Below are 18,898 nucleotides of genomic sequence, written 5' to 3' on the forward strand. Positions count from 1 at the left end.
AGCCGGTAAAGACCAGCGGCACCACCGCGCTCGACGAGGGCGAGGGGCCGTCGGACATCACCACCGTGGACGTGACGCCCGACGCGGCGCAGACGAGCGGCGTGACGCCGATGAACCAGCGCGTTGCGACGCTGGGTTTCCTCAACAAGCGCAATGGCCAGTCGCGCGACCTGACGCTGAAGCCCGGCGAGGCGATCCGTGTGGGCGACGCGGTCGTCCGCCTGCGCGCCTGCGAGGAAACCGCACCGTGGGAGACCGACCATTATACCGGCGCGTTCGTGCAGCTGGACCGTGAGATGCCCAACAAGAAGTGGCGGCGGGTGTTTTCGGGCTGGCTGTTTCGCGAACGGCCCAGCCTGAACGTCATCATCGATCCGCTCTATGATATCTCTGTCAAGAGCTGTGCGATGCGCTTCCCCGGCCCGGCGCCAGAGGCCGCCCCACCCGGCAATGGCGCGGCGAGCAACGCATCGAGCGCGGCAAAATCGCCGGCGGCCGAGCCCGATGAGCCGGTGGCCGATGATGCCGGCCCCGCCGGCACACCGCCCGCCACCACCCCCGACACCGCTGACGCCAGCAATCCCAGATAGGTGGTTCGGCTGATCTCGACCGCGCCGAGCGAGGCGAGGTGATCGGTCTGGAACTGGCAATCGAGCAGGCTGAACCCGCCCTGCTTCAGCCGCGCCACCAGCCAGGCGAGCGCCACCTTTGACGCATCGCGCGCGCGGCTGACCATCGATTCACCGAAAAAGGCGCGGCCCAGCGCCAGGCCATAGAGGCCGCCGGCCAGCCGGTCCCCCTCCCAGCATTCGATCGAATGGGCAAAGCCCAGCCGGTGCAGTTCGACGAATACCGTCTCGATTGGCCCGCTGATCCAGGTTTCGGGCCGGTCCACCGCGCTTTCGGCGCACAGCCGGATGATCTGGTCGAAGGCGGTGTCGGCAGTCACACGGTAGCGGTCGCCGGCGATGGTCTTGCGCAGCGAGCGCGACAGGTGAAAGCCGTTGAGCGGCATGATCGAGCGGCGCTTCGGCTCCACCCAATAGACCGAGTCGGCGGCGCGGTGGTCGGCCATCGGGAACACACCCACGGCATAGGCGCCCAGCACCATCCGGGGGTCCAGCCGCTCCATATGGTCCCCCGTTACGCCCCCTTGCTTGTCGCCAGCCTCTTTTCGATTGCCACCCACAAGGCGGCAAAGGCCTGCGCCGCCGCCGACCTTGGCGCGAACTGGCCGATCGGCGCGCGCTTGGCCGCCATCTGCTCGATCAGGCTTGCCATCGGGATCACCGGCCAGTCCGGGTGCCGGGCCAGCGCCTCGGCATGAAGCTTGCGCCGCTTGTCGACCATGGCGTGAACGGGGAGCAGCGCGGCGCGCTTGCCCAGCCGCTCCTCAACCTCGGCAAAGGCGCGCGCCGAGAGCGGTGAGGGGATCACCGGCACCACGATCAGGTCGGCGGCGCGCATCACCTGGTCGCTCGTCTCGGTGATGCCGGGCGGGCAGTCGAGCAGCACCCGGTCGTAATTCTTGCCGGCCTGGGCGAGCAATTTGGTCAGCAGCTTTTTCTTGTCGAGCTCGTGGAACAGGATGTCGAGCCCGCGCAGAGAACTGTCCGCGCCCAGCAGGTCGAGCTGCGCCACCGCCGTCTTGCGGATCAGCTTGGCGGGGTCGGCATCCTTGGTGAACACCGCCTGTGCCGGCTCCTTTGTCTTGCGCTCGCCGAGCAGGAAGGTGCTGGCCGCCTGCGGGTCGAGGTCCCACAGCAGGGTGCGGCGGGCGGAAAGCGTTGCGGCGCACCAGGCAAGGTTCACCGCCAGCGTGGTTTTGCCGACGCCGCCCTTCAGGCTGTAGATCGCGATCGTTGCCAACGGGGTGCTGCCTCCTTCGTGGTTGGCGGCTCATCGTGGCGGCAATGGCGCGGGCGCGCAAGGGCTGGGGCGCTTATTCGTGAAACTCGCTAAGCTCGGGAATCCGCCCGAAGGCGATCTTGGCGCCCACCGCGTCGAGCCGCTCGCCATGGAGCGGGCCGACCGACACCGCGTTGCGGCCGAAGCGGGCGTTGATCCGGTCCATCGCGCGGCTGAGCGCCAGGCCGCGCGCCTGCGTGCCGGCGGGGGCGTCGAACAGGCCGGGCTGGGCGCCGTCCAGCGGGCGCAGGTCGGACAGGGTGATGCCGATCTGGCGCAGCATGCAGCCGCCGGGGCGCCGGGCGCCATCTGCGTGCAATGCGTCGAGCAGGGGTTCGAGCGCGGCGAGGATGACGAAATTGTCCTGCGTCGCCGCCAGCTTCACCTCGGCCGCCCAGCGTGCCTTGTCCTGCTCGAACCGGGCGCCCAGCGTCACCAGCCCGGTACTATAGCCCTTGCGCCGCAGCCGGCTGGCCGCCTTGACCGCCAGCCGCCGTGCGGTGAGCCGCGCGCCGGCAAAGCCGCGCCGCGACGGCGACAGGATCTGGCTGTGGCCGATGGTGCGCGTCTGGCTGGCAATGTCGGGCAGGTCGAAGCCGTGGAGCTGATACCACAGCCGGTCGCCATGCGTGCCGCCCCAGGCAGCACCAGCGGCGCGCGGGGAGAGCGCGCAGAGCTGGCGGATGTCGTTCACGCCGGCGCGCGCCAGCCGCCGCCCCATGCGCGGGCCGACCCCGGCAATGTCGGTCAGCGGCAGGTGGAACAGCGCGTGGGGCAGCTGGTCGCCGGTCAGCACGACCAGGCCGTCGGGCTTCATCATGTCGCTGGCGAGCTTGGCCAGCAGCCGGTTGGGCGCGATGCCGACCGAGCTGGTCAGGCACTCACCGACATGGGCGCGGATGCCGGCCTTGATCCGCCGGGCAAGGGCGGTGGCGGTGGCGACGCTGTTTTCATTGTCGAGCAACCGGCACGCCACTTCGTCGATCGAGCAGATGTGGGTCACCGGAATGTGGCGCCAGACCTCCGCCACGATCGCTTCGTGAAACTCCACATAGCGGTCGTGCCGCGCCAGCGTGACGACGATCTCCGGGCAGCGGCGGCGCGCTTCCCACACCGGCGTGCCGGTGGAAATGCCGAAGCGCTTGGCCTCCACCGAGGCGGCGATGGCGACGGTGGTGTCGCTGTCGACGGGGGCGACCAGCACCGGCCGGCCGCGCAATTCGGGCTGAACCTGCTGCTCGACGCTGGCAAAATAGCTGTTCAGGTCGAGAAACAGCCAGCGCAGCGGGCGCGGCGGCAGCGGGCCGGCCGGCATTTCCGCACCGGCCGCAGCGGGATACGACTCGGCAGCGTTGTCGAACATAAGTAGAACGTATCGCAGATACGTGGGAAAGCGAAAGTCCCTTCGCAGACAGCTTGCGGGGTTGGAAAAAGAGGCAGAGTATTGCCCGGGCAAGACACAGTCGGAAAGGGCGAGTCGATGACCGGCAAGGCAGGGATTCTGGGCATTGTGGGCTGGGCGGCGCTGGCGGCGGGAGCGGTGGCGGCACAGGTGCCCAAGGAGCAGCTGCTTTCTCCGCCCGACGGCGCGCAGAAGTTCAAGATCGTCTCCGCCGCCGGCGAACATGGCAGCGCCGCGGTCTGGCGGCTGGCCGATGGCAGCTTTGCCGTGCGCGAAAGCATGAACCTGCGCGGCCAGGTGTTCGAGCAGGATGAGGTGATCCACATGGCCGCGAACGGCCAGCCGGACAGCATCGTCATTCGCGGCTTCACCCCCAATGGCGACGCGGCGGAAAGCTTCACCGTCACCGGCGGCACCGCGCGCTGGCAATCGCCCATCGACAAGGGCAGCGCGCCCTATGACGGCAAGGCGCAATATGCGAGCTTTGGCGGCCCGTTTGCCGGCAATGCCTATTTCGCCGAGAAGCTGTTCGCCGCGCCCGGGCGCCAGATGGCGTTGCTGCCCGGCGGCACTGCCCGGCTGGAAAAGCTGGTCGATGTGGCGGTGGGCAGCGGTGCCACCGCCAAGACCGTCACCGTGTGGACGATCGAGGGGATCAGCAACGAGCCGCTGCCGGTGGTGATGAACGCCGATTGCAGCTTCTTCGGCTTTGTCAGCGGCATCGCGCTGCTGCCGGAAGGCTATACTGGCGACATGCTGAAGATCCAGAAGGCCCAGATCGACGCGCTCGCCGCGCGCAACCCGGGCTACAAGGCGCGCTTCGGCAAGGTGTCGCCGGTGCCAGTCGCCTTCACCCATGTGAAGCTGTTCGACGCGGTGAAGGCGCGCTTCGTGGCCGATCAGACAGTGGTTGCAAACAAGGGCAGGATCGTGGCCGTCGGGCCGGCCGCCACGGTGAAGGTGCCCGCGGGCGCGCGCGTCATCAACGGGCGCGGCAAGACGCTGTCGCCCGGAATCTGGGACGCGCACATGCATGTCGGCAGCGACCTGCAGGGCCTGCAATTGCTGTCGCAAGGGGAGACCAGCGCGCGCAATCCGGGCGCGGACATTCAGCCGACGGTGCTGCGCAACCAGCAGATCGCCGCCGGCAAGCTGCTGTTCCCCACCGTCTATTCATCGGTGCTGATCGACGGCAAGGGGCCGCTCCAGGCGCAGGGCGGCATCAGCGTGAGCTCGGCGGAAGAGGCGGTGGCGGCGGTGCGGCGGGCCAAGGACAATGGCTTCAGCGCGGTCAAATTCTACACCTCGATGAAGCCCGAATGGCTGTGGCCCGCGGTCAAGGAAGCGCACCGGCTGGGGCTGCACGTGCATGGCCATATCCCCGCCACGCTGCGCCCCACCGACGTGATTGCCGGCGGCTATGACGAGATCACCCATATCAACTTCGTGATGATGCAGGCGCTGCCCGATGAAGTGGTGAATGTCGACAATGGCATCCAGCGTTTCTTCGGCCCCGGCAAATATGCCAAGGATGTCGATCTGAACGCGGAGCCGATGAAGTCGCTGATCAAGCTGATGGCGGCGAAGAAGATTGTCGTCGACCCCACCATTTCGGTGTTCGAGGGGCTGTATGTGCCCGAAAATGGCGATCTGTCGCCGGCCTATGCCCCCTATCTCGGCACGCTGCCGCCGGCGGTGGAGCGGGGCTTTCGCGCCGGCGGGTTCCAGCCGCCAGAGGGCGTAACCCGCGCCGACTGGCGGGCCAGCTATGCCAAGCTGCTGGCGCTGGTGAAGGCGCTGCACGATGCCGGCGTGCCGATTGTCGCCGGCACCGATGGCAGCGGGCTGGAAATCGTGCGCGAGCTGGAACTCTATGTGAAGGCCGGCTTCACCACCGCGCAGGCGTTGCAGAGCGCGACGCTGGTGCCCGCCCGGCTGGTCGGCGCGGACAAGGCGACCGGCTCCGTCACCATGGGCAAAGAGGCCGATCTGGTGCTGGTGGACGGTGATGCCGAAAAGGATATCGGCGCGATGCGGCGCACGCTGTGGGTGATGTCCGACGGCGCGCTGATGAATGCTGACGAGCTGCGCAAGGCGGCGGGCTTTGCCGGGCGGCCCAAATGACCGCGCGCGCCATCACCAGCTATGCCGCGTTCTGGCCGCATTATCTGCGCGAACATGCCCGCGCCGAAACCCGCGCGCTGCATTACGCCGGCACGACGCTGACCTTCGTCTTCGCCGCCCTTGCCCTCATGGCGGGCGGCTGGTGGTGGCTGGCGGTGCCGCTGGCCGGTTATGGCTTTGCCTGGCCCGCGCATTTCGCGGTGGAGCGCAACCGGCCGGCCACCTTCACCTATCCGCTCTGGTCGCTCATCAGCGATTACCGCATGTTCTTCCTGTGGATCAGCGGGCGGCTGGGGCCGCATCTGGCGCGGGCCGGGGTGGCGCCATAGCGCGGATTGGCGCCCCTGCAGATTAGCTCGCTTGCTCGGCCGCGCGATCGGGCTATTTCGGGGCGATGGCAACCGCTCCCAACATCCTGTCGCTGATCGGCAACACCCCGCTCATCCGCCTGCGCGGCCCCAGCGCCGACAGCGGCGGCGAAATCTTCGGCAAGTGCGAATTCGTCAATCCCGGCGGATCGGTGAAGGACCGCGCGGCGCTCTCCATCGTCGAGGATGCCGAGGAGCGCGGGCTGATCCGCACCGGCGGCACGATTGTGGAGGGGACCGCGGGCAACACCGGCATCGGTCTCGCCCTGGTGGCCAATGCCAAGGGCTATCGCACCATCATCGTGATGCCCGAGACGCAGAGCCGCGAGAAGATGGACACGCTGCGCGCGCTGGGGGCGGAGCTGGTGCTGGTGCCGGCGGCGCCCTATTCCTCGCCCTGCCATTTCGTGCACCAGTCGCGCCGGCTGGCGGAGGAAACGCCCAACGCCATCTGGGCGAACCAGTTTGACAATGTCGCCAACCGCCGTGCCCATATCAACCACACGGCGGGCGAAATCTGGGATCAGATGGAGGGGCGGCTGGACGGCTTTACCTGTGCCGTGGGCACCGGCGGCACGCTGGCCGGGGTCGGGCTGGGGCTGAAGGAACGCGACGAGCGGGTGCAGGTCGCGCTCAGCGATCCGCATGGCGCCGCGCTCTATAATTACTACGCGCATGGCGAGCTGCGCGGCGAAGGCTCCTCGGTCGCCGAAGGGATCGGGCAGGGGCGGATCACCGCCAATCTGGAAGGCGCGCCGATCGACGCGCAGTTCCGCATCGCCGATGCCGAAGGGATGTACTGGGTCGACCGGCTGCTGAATGAGGAGGGGCTGTGCCTGGGGCTGTCCTCCGGCATCAATGTGGCGGGTGCGGTGGCGCTCGCTCGCCGGCTGGGGCCGGGCAGTCGGGTGGTGACCATCCTGTGCGACAGCGGCCTGCGCTACCTCTCGACGCTGTACAACCCGGCCTGGCTGACCGCGAAGGGGCTGCCCGTGCCCACCCAGCTGCGCGGGGGCTAGGCGCCGGGTTCGACAGCCGCGCGTGAAGCTGCTACCATGCCCTTGTGCGAGATGTACCTAACGTAAATGAGCCATCGCAATCGATGCAGCGTATCCGCGTGGCGTTGACCGGGCTCGCCTTCGTCCTGCTGCTGATCGGCCTGGCGAGCGCGATCTTCAGCTCGGCCAGCCGCGAGCGGCCGGTGGCGACGACTCCCGCACCCAAGGCGGAAATAGCCGCCCGCGCCGCCGACAGCGCCAACAGCCAGATGATGGTGCCCACCAACAAGGAACCGCTCGCCGAACTGGGCGTGGCGCCCAGCGCCAGCACGATGAACAGCAGCGCGCCGGCCAGCGGCCCGCGCCGCTGATCCGCCGCCAGCGATGCGGTCCGCCAACCGGGCCGAATCCCGTCTGACCCGTATTTTCCCCGATCTGCGCCCGCGCGTTAACCTTTCTGTATGGAACATTAAATGATCATATGGGGAAATTTCGAGGATGCCGCTGGTCTGGCCATCCGTAGTATCCCTTATATCTACTCGCTTTACCGCAAATTCCCCGAAAATCCCGTTGTCACCCCACAGGTCCCTTGATATGCCTATGGTTAACAGGGGCGGGCTCCTTGTTCGCGTTTGAACAGTGCTGAGGGCGGTTGGCAGACCGTTTTCGGCGTTGGCGGAGCCTTGCCTCTGGAGGGGACCAGGGGCGTGTCGATCAAAGGCATCTACCAGGGCTATGCTTTGCAGCTGGTTGACGACAAGGGTCGCGTTGCGATCCCCTCGTCGCTCCGGGCGACGCTGGTTGCGCGTAACCCCGCCGGCATCGATCCCAAGGATGCTTCGACCGTCGTCATCGGCATGCACGAAAGCGATCCCTGCCTGATCGGCTATGACGCCGGCTTTGCCGAGCGGCTGCATACCGACCTTGCCGAGCGCGCCCGCGCCCATGCCGGGGCAGACGGCGCGCCGCGCGCCCAAATCCTGCGCAGCGGCATGGCGGCAGAGGCGCTGGCGTTCGATGCGTCGGGCCGGTTCATCATGCCGGGCTTTCCGCGCAAGCGCGTGAAGATCGGCAAATACGCCTTCTTCTATGGCATGGGCGACCATTTCGAAATCTGGGACCCGGCCACGCTGGTCGCGTGCGACACCGCCGCCGGCGTGATGAAGGATGCCGTGCGTTATTTCATGGAAGAGCGCGGGGAAGTGCTGTGAGCGCGCCGCACGTTCCCGTGCTGCTCGACGAAGTGATCGCTGCTCTCGCCATTGCGCCGGCCGAACGGCATGTCGACGCGACCTTCGGCGCCGGCGGCTATACCCGCGCGATGCTGGCGGCGGGCGCCGAGGTGATCGCGTTCGACCGCGATCCGGCCGCGATCGAGGGCGGGGCGGCGCTGGTGGCGGCGCAGGGCGGTCGGCTGACGCTGATCCACGCCGCATTTTCCGGGCTGGAGGGTGAACTGGCCGCGCGCTCGCTGGCGCCCGTTGATGGCGTGGTGATGGACATCGGCGTGTCGTCCATGCAGCTCGACCAGGCGGCGCGCGGCTTTTCGTTCCAGGCCGACGGCCCGCTCGACATGCGCATGGCGCAGGCCGGGATGACGGCGGCCGAGTGGCTGAACGAGGCCGACGAGGCCGAGATTGCCGATGTCCTCTATCATCTGGGCGAGGAGCCGCGCGCGCGGCGCGTGGCGCGGGCGATTGTCGCCGCGCGCCCGCTGACCCGCACGGTGGAGCTGGCCGAGGTCGTCCGCCGCGCGCTGGGCCACAAGCCGCACGAGAAGAAGGACCCCGCCACCCGCACCTTCCAGGCGATCCGCATCCACCTGAACCGCGAGCTGGACGAGCTGCGCGACGGGCTGATCGCGGCCGAGCGGGTGCTGAAGCCGGGCGGGCGGCTGGCAGTGGTGAGCTTTCACAGCCTGGAAGACCGGCTGGTGAAGCAGTTTCTGCGCAGCCGTTCGGGCGCCCGGCCGGGCGGATCGCGGCATCTGCCGGAAGCGGCGCCGGGGCCGGCGCCGACCTTTGAAACTTTGGGCCGCGGGCAGCGGCCTGGCGACGCCGAGGTCGCCCGCAATCCGCGGGCGCGCTCGGCCACACTCAGGGTGGCCCGCCGCACGGCGGCGACCGCCTGGCAACGGGGAGCATGGCAATGACGGCGGCATATCGGTTGCGTGGACTGGGGTGGCTGGTCACCTGTGTGATTGTGGCGCTTGGCTGTTACATGGTGTCGCTGCAGGTGGCGGCGGTGCGCAAGCAGGTGGCCGATACCGACCGCGCCATCGCCCGGGCGATGGGCGCCATCCGCCAGCTGGAAACCGAATTCGGCACCCGCGCCAACCTGGCCCAGCTGGAGCGCTGGAACGCCGAGGACATCATGCTCGATGCGCCGCGCGCCGAACAGTTCGTGCCCGATGAGCAGGTGCTGGCCGCGCTCGACCCAGCAACGCTGGGCGGTGTCGATACGCAGCTGATCACCGCGCCGGCTGCCGTCACCGCCACCCCGGCCGCCGCCCCGGCGCCGGTGGCGCTGGCGCAGGTGGCGCCCGCCCCGCGCATCCGCCGCGCCGAGACTGCCGAAGCGCCCGCCCGGCCGGTGCTGGCAATGGCGAGCGTGGCCGCCGTGTCGCCCCGCGCCTCTTCTGCCCCGCGCAACCTGGCGATGATCGACCGGCAGCTGCTGTCCGACCCCGCCTTTGCCGACTTCCTCGATGCGCCCCGCCGGGGCCGGCATTGAGCGTTCTGGTCGCCCGGATCCAGGCATCCTCGCGCCGGTTGACGCCGGCGCGGGCCGACATCTTGCAGGTCGCGCCAGAGCGGCTGGTGATGCTGATGCTGGTCATTGCGGCGGGTGTGGCGCTGGTGCTGTCGCGGCTGATCTGGCTGGGGCTGATGGCGCAGGGGCCGGAAGGGCGCGACGCGCTGGCGCTGGTGCCGCTGCGCGGTGACATTGTCGATCGCAACGGCGCGCCGCTTGCCCGCACCATCGACATCTGGGCGATTCAGGTCGCGCGGCACGAACTGGCCAATGATCCCGCCGACCTGGCCGGCAAGCTGGCCCAGATCATGCCGGAGCATGACCGCGCCTGGTATTATCGCCAGCTGACCAGCGGGCCGCGCTACAATTATCTGGCGCAGCGCGCGCTGCCGGAGACGGTGAATGCGGTGAACGCGCTGGGCGAGCCCGGCATCCGCTTTGCCCGGGTGCCGGAACGGCTTTATCCGCAGACGGTGCTCGCCGCGCACGCGCTGGGGCCGATCGATGCGTCTGGCCACGGCGTGAGCGGCGTCGAACGCGCGCTGGACGACCAGCTGACCAACCCCATCGCCCGCGCCCGGCCGGCGATGCTCTCGCTCGACGCGCGCGTGCAGGCCGCGGTCGAGGCGGAGCTGGGCAATGCGATGACCAGCTTTCAGGCCAAGGGCGCGGCCGGGCTGGTGCTGGACGTGGCCACCGGCGAAGTGGTGGCGATGGCGTCGCTCCCCAATTTCGACCCCAACCGCCCGCCCGCCATTGCCAACCCCAAGGACCCGTTCGATCCGGCCGCGCTGATGCTGCGCAACAATGTGGTGCAGTCGGTCTATGAGCTGGGCTCCACCTTCAAGCCGATCACGATGGCAGCGGCGATCGATTCGGGCGTGGTCGGCTCGATGGCGCGGCGCTTCGACGCGACCGAGCCGCTGGCGATCGGCGGGTTCAAGATCAAGGACGACCACCCCCAGCGCCGCTATCTCAACATCCCCGAAACGCTGGTGCATTCCTCCAACATCGCCACCGCGCGCATTGCCGATGAACTGGGCGCGGAGCGGATGCAGGCGATGTTCCGCAAGCTGGGCTTCGACACGCGGCCTGACATCACGCTGAAGGAGCGCGGCCGCCCGATCTGGCCGGTCAGCTGGGGCCGCGTCGCGACGATGACGACCGCCTACGGCCATGGCATCGCGATCACCCCGCTGCAGCTGGCCAGCGCCTATGCCGCGCTGGTGAATGGCGGCATCTGGCGGCCGGCAACGCTGCTGCGGCTCGCCCCCGGCCAGGTGCCCGCCGGGCGCCGGGTGATCAGCCCGGCGACCAGCGCGCGGATGCGCCAGCTGCTGCGGCTGGTGGTGCTGAAGGGCACCGGCAAGAAGGCGGAGGCGCCCGGTTACCGCGTCGGCGGCAAGACCGGCACGGCCGAGGTGGCCACCAAGGCCGGCTATGCAAAAAATCGCAACGTTTCCACCTTCGCGGCGGCTTTCCCGATGGACGCGCCGCGCTATGTGGTGGTGGTGATGATCGATTCTCCTATCGCCTCCGCCGCTTCCGCCGGCCAGACCACCGCAGGCTGGACCGCCGCGCCCGTGGTCAGCCGGGTGATCATGCGCACCGGCAGCATGCTGGGCGTGACGCCGGACCGCAACCGCGACGTCGATGTCGCCGAGCTGATGCCGCTGCTCTGGTCCGCGCCCGGGGATGCGGACGAATGAGGCTGGGCGCGCTGACGGGGGGCCTGGAACAGGCACTGGTCACCGGGTTCGCGATCGATCATCGCAAGGTTGCGCCGGGCACCGTTTTCGGCGCCTTTCAGGGGCTGAGCGCGAATGGCGAGGATTTCATCGCGCAGGCCATTGCCAGCGGCGCGGTGGCGGTGGTCGCCCGGCCGGAGGCGCAGGTTGCGGGCGCGGTACACATCGCCGACGCCAACCCGCGCGCCGCCTTTGCCCGACTGGCGGCGAAATTCTTCGCGCCTTTCCCGCCGACAGCGGTTGCCGTGACCGGCACCAACGGCAAGACCTCCACCGTCGAAATGACACGCCAGCTGTGGCGGATGGCCGGGCACCATGCCGCCTCGATCGGCACTTTGGGGGTGACGACGGCGGATGATCGCGTGTCGACGGGGCTGACCACGCCCGACATCGTCACCTTCCTGTCGAACGTCGCGGGGCTGGCGCGCGAGGGGGTGACGCATCTGGCGTTCGAGGCGTCGAGCCACGGCCTGTCGCAATATCGCACCGAAGGGGTGCGGGTGGCGGCCGCCGCCTTCACCAATCTCAGCCGCGATCACCTCGATTATCACCGCGACATGGACGATTATTTCGCCGCCAAGATGCGCCTGTTCGCCGATGTGGTGGACGGGGCGGGCACCGCCGTGATCTGGGCCGATGACGACTGGTCGGCGCGCGCGGCCGAGGTGGCCTGGGCGCGCGGGCTGAAGGTGATGACGGTGGGCACCGCCGGTGAGGCGATCCGGCTGGTCTCGCGCAGCCCCACGCTGCTGGGGCAGGGGCTGGTGGTGGAGCATGGCGGCAAGGCGCACAAGGTCACGCTGCCGCTGATCGGTGCCTATCAGGCGGCCAATGCGCTGACCGCGGCGGCGCTGGTGATCGCAACCGGCGGCGACGCGGCGCAGACGATGGCGCATCTGGCGCGGCTGCAGGGGGTGCGCGGCCGGCTGGAACGCGCGGTGATCAACCGGGCGGGCGCGCCGGTCTATGTCGATTATGCGCATACGCCCGACGCGATCGAGGCGGCGATTGCCGCGCTGAAGCCGCATGTCGCCGGGCGGCTGATCGTGCTGATCGGCGCGGGCGGCGACCGCGACGCCGGCAAGCGCGCGCCGATGGGCGCGGTGGCCGCCGCCCATGCCGATGTCGTGATCGTGACTGACGACAATCCCCGCAGCGAAGACCCCGCGCTGATCCGCGCCGCCGTGATGGCGGGCGCGCCCGGCGCGATCGAGATTGCCGGCCGGCGCGAGGCGATTGCCGAGGCGGTGGCGATGGCCGGCGCCAAGGACATCGTGCTGATTGCCGGCAAGGGGCATGAGCAGGGGCAGATCATCGGCGATCTCGTCCTGCCGTTCGACGATGTTGCCGTTGCGCGCGAGGTGGCGGCCTGATGCTGTGGACCGCAACCGAAATCGCCGCCGCCACTGGCGGCACCGCCTCGGCCGGCTTTGCCGCGACCGGTGTCACCTTCGACTCGCGTGAGGTGGCGCCGGGGCATCTGTTCGTCGCGCTGAAAGGGGCGGAGACCGACGGCCACCGCTTCCTGCCGCAGGTGTTCGAGCGTGGCGCGGCGGGCGCCATCGTGTCGCAGCCGATTGAACAGCCGCATGTGCTGGTCGGCGATACCATGGCCGCGCTCAACGCGCTTGCCATCGCCGCGCGCCGGCGAATGCACGGCAAGGTGATCGGCGTCACCGGATCGGTCGGCAAGACCGGAACCAAGGAAGCGCTGTTCGCCGCGCTCGACCGGGGGGTGCCCGGGCGGGTCCACCGTTCGGTAAAGAGCTACAACAACCATACCGGCGTGCCGCTCAGCCTGGCGCGGATGGATGCCTGCAGCCGCTATGGCGTGTTCGAAATGGGCATGAACCATGCGGGCGAGCTGGCCGCGCTCACCCGGCTGGTGCGCCCGCATGTCGCCATCATCACCGCGATTGCGCCGGCGCATACCGAATTCTTCTCGGGCGAAGCCGCGATTGCCGATGCCAAGGCGGAGATTTTTCAGGGGCTGGAACCCGGCGGCACTGCTATCGTGCCGTTTGACAGCCCGCATGGCGCGCGGCTGGCGGCGGCGGCGCGGCCCCATGCCGGCCAGGTGATCAGCTTTGGCCTGAACCCCGGCGCCGATGTCTGCGCGCTGGAGACGATGAGGAGCGCCGGCGGCGGCACCTTCGTCACCGCGCGGCTGATGACGTGCGAGCTGGGCTTCACCATCAACCAGCCGGGGCGCCACTGGGTGTCGAACGCGCTGGCGGTGCTGGCGGCGGTGGAAGCGGTGGGCGGCGATGTTGCCGCCGCGGGCCTCGCGCTTGCCGATCTGGATGGCCTTGCCGGGCGCGGCGCGCGCTTTTCCGTGCCGCTGGCGGATGGTGGCCAGGCGCTGGTGATCGACGAAAGCTATAACGCCAACCCCAGCTCGATGCGGGCGACGCTCGCCGTGCTCGCCGCCGAGCCCGCCACGCGCCGGCTGGCGGTGCTGGGCGAAATGCGCGAACTGGGGCGCGAGAGCGACGCATATCATGCCGGGCTGGCCGAGCCGGTGCTGGCGGCGGGGGTGGCGGGCGCGGTGCTGGTGGGCGGCGGCATGGCGGCGCTGGCAAAGGCGCTTGAGGGACGGCTCGATTTCGTCCATGTGGCCGATGCCGCCGCCGCCCGCGCCCAGCTTTCCTCGATGCTGTCCGATGGCGACGCGGTGCTCATCAAGGGATCTAACGGCGTGGGGCTGGCGGCAGTGGTCGCGGCGCTCAAAGGCGGAACCGCATAATGCTTTACCTGATTGCCCAGCAGCTCGGCTTCCCCGGCGTCCTCAACCTGGTGCGCTATCTCAGCTTCCGCTCGGGCGGGGCGGTGGCGACCGCGCTGCTGATCGGCCTGGTCATCGGCCCGCGCTTCATCGGCTGGCTGCGCGTGCGCCAGGGCAAGGGCCAGCCGATCCGCACCGACGGCCCGCAAAGCCACCTCGCCAAGCGCGGCACGCCGACCATGGGCGGGCTGATGATCCTGACCGCGCTCAGCGTGTCGATCCTGTTGTGGATGGACCTGACCAATCCGTTCGTCTGGGCGTGCCTGTTCGTCACGCTGGGCTTCGGCCTGATCGGTTTCCTTGATGATTATGACAAGGTCCGCAAGCAGAAGACGGCGGGCATTTCCGGCCGGATGCGGCTGGCCGGCGAATTCCTGATCGCGGGCGTCGCCAGCTGGATCATCACCCAGCATAACGGCACCCATCTCTATCTGCCGTTCCTGAGCGACGTGTCGATTGACCTGGGCTATTTCTACATCCTGTTCGCCGCCTTCACGATTGTCGCGTTCGGCAATGCGGTGAACCTGACCGACGGGCTGGACGGGCTGGCGACGATGCCGGTGATCATTGCCGCCGTCGCCTTCATGCTGATCGTCTATCTGTGCGGCAATGCGAAGTTCGCGGCGTATCTGGGCATTCCGCATGTGCCGCGCGCGGGCGACCTGGCGATTTTCTGCGGCGCGATGGTGGGGGCGGGGCTGGCGTTCCTGTGGTTCAATGCGCCGCCGGCGGCGGTGTTCATGGGCGATACCGGCAGCCTGGCGCTGGGCGGCGCGCTGGGCGCGATTTCGGTGGTTGCGCACCATGAAATCGTGCTGGGCATCATCGGCGGGCTGTTCGTGGTGGAGGCGCTGTCGGTCATCATCCAGGTGTTCTTCTACAAGCGCACCGGGCGGCGCATTTTCCGCATGGCGCCCATCCATCATCATTTCGAGCAGCTTGGCTGGGCCGAGTCGACCGTGGTGATCCGCTTCTGGATCGTCGCGCTGGTGCTCGCGCTGGCGGGGCTGTCCACGCTGAAGCTGCGATGATCAGCTGCACCGCCTGGCGCGGCAAACGCTATGCGGTGCTGGGGCTCGCGCGCTCGGGCGCGGCGACGGTGCAGGCGCTGCTGGCAAGCGGCGCGCAGGTGGTGGCGTGGGACAGCGACGAGGGGCGGCGTGCGGCCCTGCTTCAAACCCCTCCCCTTCAGGGGAGGGGCAGGGGGTGGGGCGCGGCTGCCGGCGAACAACCTCTGGATAGGCCCCACCCCAACCCCTCCCCTGAAGGGGAGGGGCTTTTGACGCTCGCCGATCTCGACACGCTGGACCTTGCCGGGTTCGACGCGCTGGTCGTCTCGCCCGGCGTGCCGATCAACCGGCACCCGCTAGCGGCCAAGGCTCGCGCGGCGGGCGTGCCGATCATCGGCGATGTCGAGCTGTTCGCACAGGCGCGTGCCGAGCTGCCGCCGCACCGCGTCGCCGCGATCACCGGCACCAATGGCAAATCGACGACGACCGCACTGCTCCACCACATCCTGGCCACCGCCGGGGTGCCGACGCTGATGGGCGGCAATATCGGCCTGCCGGTGCTGTCGCGCGATCCGCTGCCGGCGGGCGGCGTCTATGTGCTCGAACTGTCCAGCTATCAGATCGACCTGACCACCTCGCTCGAGTGCGAGGTGGCGGTGCTGCTGAACATCACGCCCGACCATCTGGACCGTTATGACGGCTTTGCTGGCTATGCCGCTGCCAAGGCGCGGCTGTTCACGATGCAGCGCGGCACCGGCACCGCGATCATCGCCATCGGCGACGCGGCGAGTGCGGCGATTGCCCGGTCGCTGAGCGCGCGGGGCGAGGGGCTGATCAAGATCGCGCCGGGCTTCTGCATGGATCAGTCGCGCTGGCCTGCGCTGCAGGGCCCGCACAATGCCGTGAACGCGCTCGCCGCGATCCGCGCGGCAGAGGCGCTGGGCGTGCCCGCCGCTGCCATCGACCGGGCGCTGGAAAGCTTCACCGGCTTGCCGCACCGGATGGAAACGGTGGCGGTGAAGCGCGGCGTGCGCTTCGTGAACGACAGCAAGGCGACCAACCCGGAAAGCACCGCGCCGGCGCTTGCCGCCTTTGGTCGTATCCACTGGATTGTCGGCGGGCAGGCAAAGACCGACACGCTGGATGCGTGCGCGCCGGGCTTTGGCCATGTTGTCCGCGCTTATGCGATTGGCGAGGCGGCGGCGCGCTTTGCCGCGCTGCTGACGGATGTGGTGTCGGTCGAGCAGTCGGGCACGCTGGCGGCGGCGGTGGCGGCAGCGGCGGCGCGCGCGGGCGAGGGCGACACGGTGCTGCTGTCGCCGGCCTGCGCCTCGTTCGACCAGTTCCGCGATTTCGAGGATCGCGGCGACCAGTTCCGCGCGCTGGTGGAGGCGCTGCCATGAACGGGCGCGCGCGCAGCGGGCTGTGGGCGCGGGTGCGGCCGCGCGGCGGGCGCGGCGACCGCTCGGCGCTGGGCATGTGGTTTTTCGATATCGACCGGGTGCTGCTGCTGCTGGCGCTGCTGCTGATCGCGATCGGGCTGCTGGCGGTGGCAGCGGCCTCGCCCGCCTCGGCCGTGCGCTATTCGAGCGAGAAGGTGCATTACGCCCCGCTTTATTATTTCTGGCGCCAGCTGATGTGGGTGGCGGTGGGCGTGCCGGCGATGATCATCGTTTCCATGCTGCCGGTCGATACCGCGCGGCGGCTGGCGCTGCTGGGTGCCGCCTTCTTCTTCGCGTGCCTGGTGCTGGTGCCCTATCTGGGGGTGACGGTGAACGGCGCGCGGCGCTGGCTGGGGGTGGGGATTGCCCAGTTCCAGCCGTCCGAATTCCTGAAGCCCTGTTTCGTCGTCGCGATTGCCTGGCTGCTGAGCCTGAAGGACAAGGACCCCGGCCTGCCGGTGGTGCCGATCAGCATGGCGCTGCTGGCGCTGGTCGGCTTCCTGCTGATGCGCCAGCCCGATTTCGGGCAGACGGTGGTGTTCGTGTCGATCTGGCTGGCGCTGGTGATGGTGTCGGGCATGTCGTTCCGGCTGCTGGCCTTTCTGGGCGCGGCGGCGCCGGTGGGGCTGGCGGCGGCCTATATCTTCTATCAGACGGCGCGGGTGCGCATCGACGCCTTCATCTGCGGCATTGCCAAGCTGCCGCACTGCGTGAGTGAGGATCGCGAGCCGATCGACACCTTCCAGACCGACGCCGCGCACGCCACCATTACTGGTGGCGGCTGGTTCGGCACCGGCCCCGGCGGCGGCACGATGAAGTTCGGCCTGCCGGAGGCGCATACCGACTATATCTTCTCGGTCGTGGGGGAGGAGTTCGGGCTGATCGCCTGCGGGGTGATCGCGCTGATCTTCGTCACCCTGGTCGTGCGGGTGTTCGTGAAGCTGCTGGACGAAACCGATTCCTTCCGCCTGCTGGCCGCGGCCGGGCTTGCAACCCAGTTCGGCGTGCAGGCGTTGATCAGCATGGCGGTCAACACCGGGCTGGCCCCGTCGAAAGGCATGACATTGCCATTTATTTCCTATGGCGGCTCGTCGATGCTGGCGCTTTCGGGCGGAATGGGCTTGCTGCTGGCGTTTACCCGGCGCAATCCGTTCCTGGTACGCTCTCCCTATATCGTGCGATGGAACAGCCAATGAGTGAACCGCGTCATTTCGTTCTCGCCGCCGGCGGCACGGGCGGGCACATGGTGCCGGCCGCAGCACTTGCCGCCGAGCTGATCCGCCGGGGCCATTCGGTGGCCCTGGTCAGCGACGCGCGCGGCGTGCGCTTTCCCGGCCTGTTCGAAGGGATAGAAACGCACATCATGCCGGCCGGGCGGCTGGCGGGCGGGCCGGTCGGCTGGCTGCGCGCGGGCCGCGCGATGCTGAAGGGCCGGGCGATGGCGATCAAGCTGTTCAAGGCGCACCGGCCGGCGGCGGTGATCGGTTTTGGCGGCTATCCCGCTTTCCCCGCGCTGATGGCGGCCTTTGCCTGCCGCATCCCGACCGCGATCCATGAGCAGAATGCGGTGCTCGGCCGCGTCAACCGGCTGGTGGCGGGGCGGGTGAGCGCGATTGCCACCTCCTACCCCGATGTCGCGCGGCTGGCGCCGGGCCATTGGGGCAAGACCCGGCTGGTCGGCAATCCGGTGCGCGAGTCGGTGCGGATGCTGCGCGAGCGGCCCTATCCGCTGATCGAGGAGGATTCGATCTTCCGCGTGCTGGTGACGGGTGGCAGCCAGGGCGCAAGCGTGCTCAGCCAGGTGGTGCCCGACGGGCTTGCCCTGTTGCCGGTCAGTCTGCGCCGCCGCCTGCAGGTGACGCATCAGGCGCGCGCCGAAGATATCGAGGCGGTGCGCGCCAAATATGCCGAGCATTCGATCCCGGCGGAACTGGCCACCTATCTGCCTGACCTGCCCGAGCAGCTGGGCTGGGCGCATCTGGTGATCGCGCGCGCCGGCGCCTCGACGCTCGCCGAGCTGACCTGTGCCGGGCGCCCGGCGATCCTGGTGCCGCTGCCCAGCGCGACCGACGATCACCAGACCGCCAATGCCCGCGAAATGACCGACGCGGGCGGTGCGCGCACCATTGCCCAGCGGCATTTCAACCCGGTGGAACTGGCCAAGCAGATGCAGAAGCTGGGGCTGGACCCGCAGGCGCTGCAGAACGCGGCGCACCGTGCCTGGTCGATCGGCCGGCCGGAGGCGACGGGCGACCTGGCCGATCTGGTCGAAAGTCTGGACGGGCCGCTGCGCCCCAATCCGGTGGGCGCCCCGCGCGCCGCCCGGCCAAAGCCGCAGGCCGCCTATGCATAAGCGGGT

The 18,898-nt window shown here is 69.0% G+C and carries 17 protein-coding genes and 1 pseudogene; 15 read left to right on the top strand and 3 right to left on the bottom strand.

Translation table 11 applies throughout. The annotated features are described in order from the left end of the window. Positions 1-110 precede the first annotated feature (110 nt). A pseudogene (locus K2Y03_RS00095) lies at positions 111-344 on the top strand (DUF2155 domain-containing protein); the annotation flags it as partial. Positions 345-379: 35 nt separating this feature from the next. Here the strand turns inward: K2Y03_RS00095 and aat are convergent. From aat to K2Y03_RS00110, 3 genes are all read right to left on the bottom strand, one after another. Further along, positions 380-1,132, bottom strand: coding sequence for a leucyl/phenylalanyl-tRNA--protein transferase (gene aat, locus K2Y03_RS00100; RefSeq protein ID WP_294087260.1), 753 nt, complete (start codon positions 1,130-1,132; stop codon positions 380-382). Between the two features lie 11 nt (positions 1,133-1,143). Next, the gene (locus K2Y03_RS00105) at positions 1,144-1,869 is read right to left on the bottom strand and encodes a ParA family protein (RefSeq protein WP_294087261.1); all 726 of its coding nucleotides are present in this window, start codon (positions 1,867-1,869) and stop codon (positions 1,144-1,146) included. 73 nt (positions 1,870-1,942) lie between these two features. Then, positions 1,943-3,271 carry a type VI secretion protein ImpB gene (locus K2Y03_RS00110; protein ID WP_294087262.1) on the bottom strand — a complete coding sequence of 443 codons (1,329 nt, stop codon included), beginning with the start codon at positions 3,269-3,271 and terminating at the stop codon, positions 1,943-1,945. Positions 3,272-3,388: 117 nt separating this feature from the next. Between K2Y03_RS00110 and K2Y03_RS00115 the strand changes: the two genes are divergently transcribed. The 14 genes from K2Y03_RS00115 (at position 3,389) to murG (ending at position 18,892) form a co-directional block, all read left to right on the top strand. Then, positions 3,389-5,434 (top strand): amidohydrolase family protein, encoded by a 2,046-nt coding sequence (locus tag K2Y03_RS00115; RefSeq protein WP_294087263.1) that lies wholly within the window; start codon positions 3,389-3,391, stop codon positions 5,432-5,434. After that, positions 5,431-5,763 carry a DUF962 domain-containing protein gene (locus tag K2Y03_RS00120; protein ID WP_294087264.1) on the top strand — a complete coding sequence of 111 codons (333 nt, stop codon included), beginning with the start codon at positions 5,431-5,433 and terminating at the stop codon, positions 5,761-5,763. Before K2Y03_RS00115 ends, K2Y03_RS00120 begins: the two co-directional genes overlap by 4 nt. Before the next feature lie 65 nt (positions 5,764-5,828). Next, positions 5,829-6,821 carry a cysteine synthase A gene (locus tag K2Y03_RS00125; protein WP_294087266.1) on the top strand — a complete coding sequence of 331 codons (993 nt, stop codon included), beginning with the start codon at positions 5,829-5,831 and terminating at the stop codon, positions 6,819-6,821. A gap of 83 nt (positions 6,822-6,904) precedes the next feature. Next, complete coding sequence (locus K2Y03_RS00130) at positions 6,905-7,171, top strand: hypothetical protein (RefSeq protein ID WP_294087268.1); 267 nt, start codon at positions 6,905-6,907, stop codon at positions 7,169-7,171. 336 nt (positions 7,172-7,507) lie between these two features. Beyond that, entirely contained in the window at positions 7,508-8,011 is a 504-nt protein-coding gene (locus K2Y03_RS00135) for a division/cell wall cluster transcriptional repressor MraZ (protein ID WP_294087269.1), read from the top strand. Beyond that, a complete protein-coding gene (gene rsmH, locus K2Y03_RS00140; protein WP_294087270.1) occupies positions 8,008-8,952 on the top strand; it encodes a 16S rRNA (cytosine(1402)-N(4))-methyltransferase RsmH in 945 nt (314 codons plus the stop codon). The genes K2Y03_RS00135 and rsmH overlap by 4 nt, the downstream gene beginning before the upstream one ends. Continuing rightward, complete coding sequence (locus K2Y03_RS00145) at positions 8,949-9,533, top strand: hypothetical protein (protein WP_294087272.1); 585 nt, start codon at positions 8,949-8,951, stop codon at positions 9,531-9,533. Before rsmH ends, K2Y03_RS00145 begins: the two co-directional genes overlap by 4 nt. 38 nt (positions 9,534-9,571) lie before the next feature. Then, positions 9,572-11,263: a penicillin-binding protein 2 gene (locus K2Y03_RS00150; protein ID WP_294087294.1), complete on the top strand. Its 1,692-nt coding sequence runs from the start codon at positions 9,572-9,574 to the stop codon at positions 11,261-11,263. After that, positions 11,260-12,675: a UDP-N-acetylmuramoyl-L-alanyl-D-glutamate--2,6-diaminopimelate ligase gene (locus K2Y03_RS00155; protein WP_294087274.1), complete on the top strand. Its 1,416-nt coding sequence runs from the start codon at positions 11,260-11,262 to the stop codon at positions 12,673-12,675. Before K2Y03_RS00150 ends, K2Y03_RS00155 begins: the two co-directional genes overlap by 4 nt. After that, positions 12,675-14,048: a UDP-N-acetylmuramoyl-tripeptide--D-alanyl-D-alanine ligase gene (gene murF / locus K2Y03_RS00160; protein ID WP_294087276.1), complete on the top strand. Its 1,374-nt coding sequence runs from the start codon at positions 12,675-12,677 to the stop codon at positions 14,046-14,048. Before K2Y03_RS00155 ends, murF begins: the two co-directional genes overlap by 1 nt. Continuing rightward, complete coding sequence (gene mraY / locus K2Y03_RS00165; RefSeq protein ID WP_294087277.1) at positions 14,048-15,118, top strand: phospho-N-acetylmuramoyl-pentapeptide-transferase; 1,071 nt, start codon at positions 14,048-14,050, stop codon at positions 15,116-15,118. The genes murF and mraY overlap by 1 nt, the downstream gene beginning before the upstream one ends. After that, complete coding sequence (murD, locus tag K2Y03_RS00170) at positions 15,115-16,500, top strand: UDP-N-acetylmuramoyl-L-alanine--D-glutamate ligase (protein WP_294087279.1); 1,386 nt, start codon at positions 15,115-15,117, stop codon at positions 16,498-16,500. The genes mraY and murD overlap by 4 nt, the downstream gene beginning before the upstream one ends. Next, positions 16,497-17,735: a putative peptidoglycan glycosyltransferase FtsW gene (locus tag K2Y03_RS00175; protein WP_294087281.1), complete on the top strand. Its 1,239-nt coding sequence runs from the start codon at positions 16,497-16,499 to the stop codon at positions 17,733-17,735. The genes murD and K2Y03_RS00175 overlap by 4 nt, the downstream gene beginning before the upstream one ends. Then, the gene (gene murG, locus K2Y03_RS00180) at positions 17,732-18,892 is read left to right on the top strand and encodes an undecaprenyldiphospho-muramoylpentapeptide beta-N-acetylglucosaminyltransferase (RefSeq protein ID WP_294087283.1); all 1,161 of its coding nucleotides are present in this window, start codon (positions 17,732-17,734) and stop codon (positions 18,890-18,892) included. The genes K2Y03_RS00175 and murG overlap by 4 nt, the downstream gene beginning before the upstream one ends. Positions 18,893-18,898: the final 6 nt, after the last annotated feature.

It is taken from the genome of Sphingomonas sp. (genome assembly GCF_019746015.1).
In the GTDB taxonomy this organism is placed as follows: Bacteria; Pseudomonadota; Alphaproteobacteria; order Sphingomonadales; family Sphingomonadaceae; genus Sphingomonas.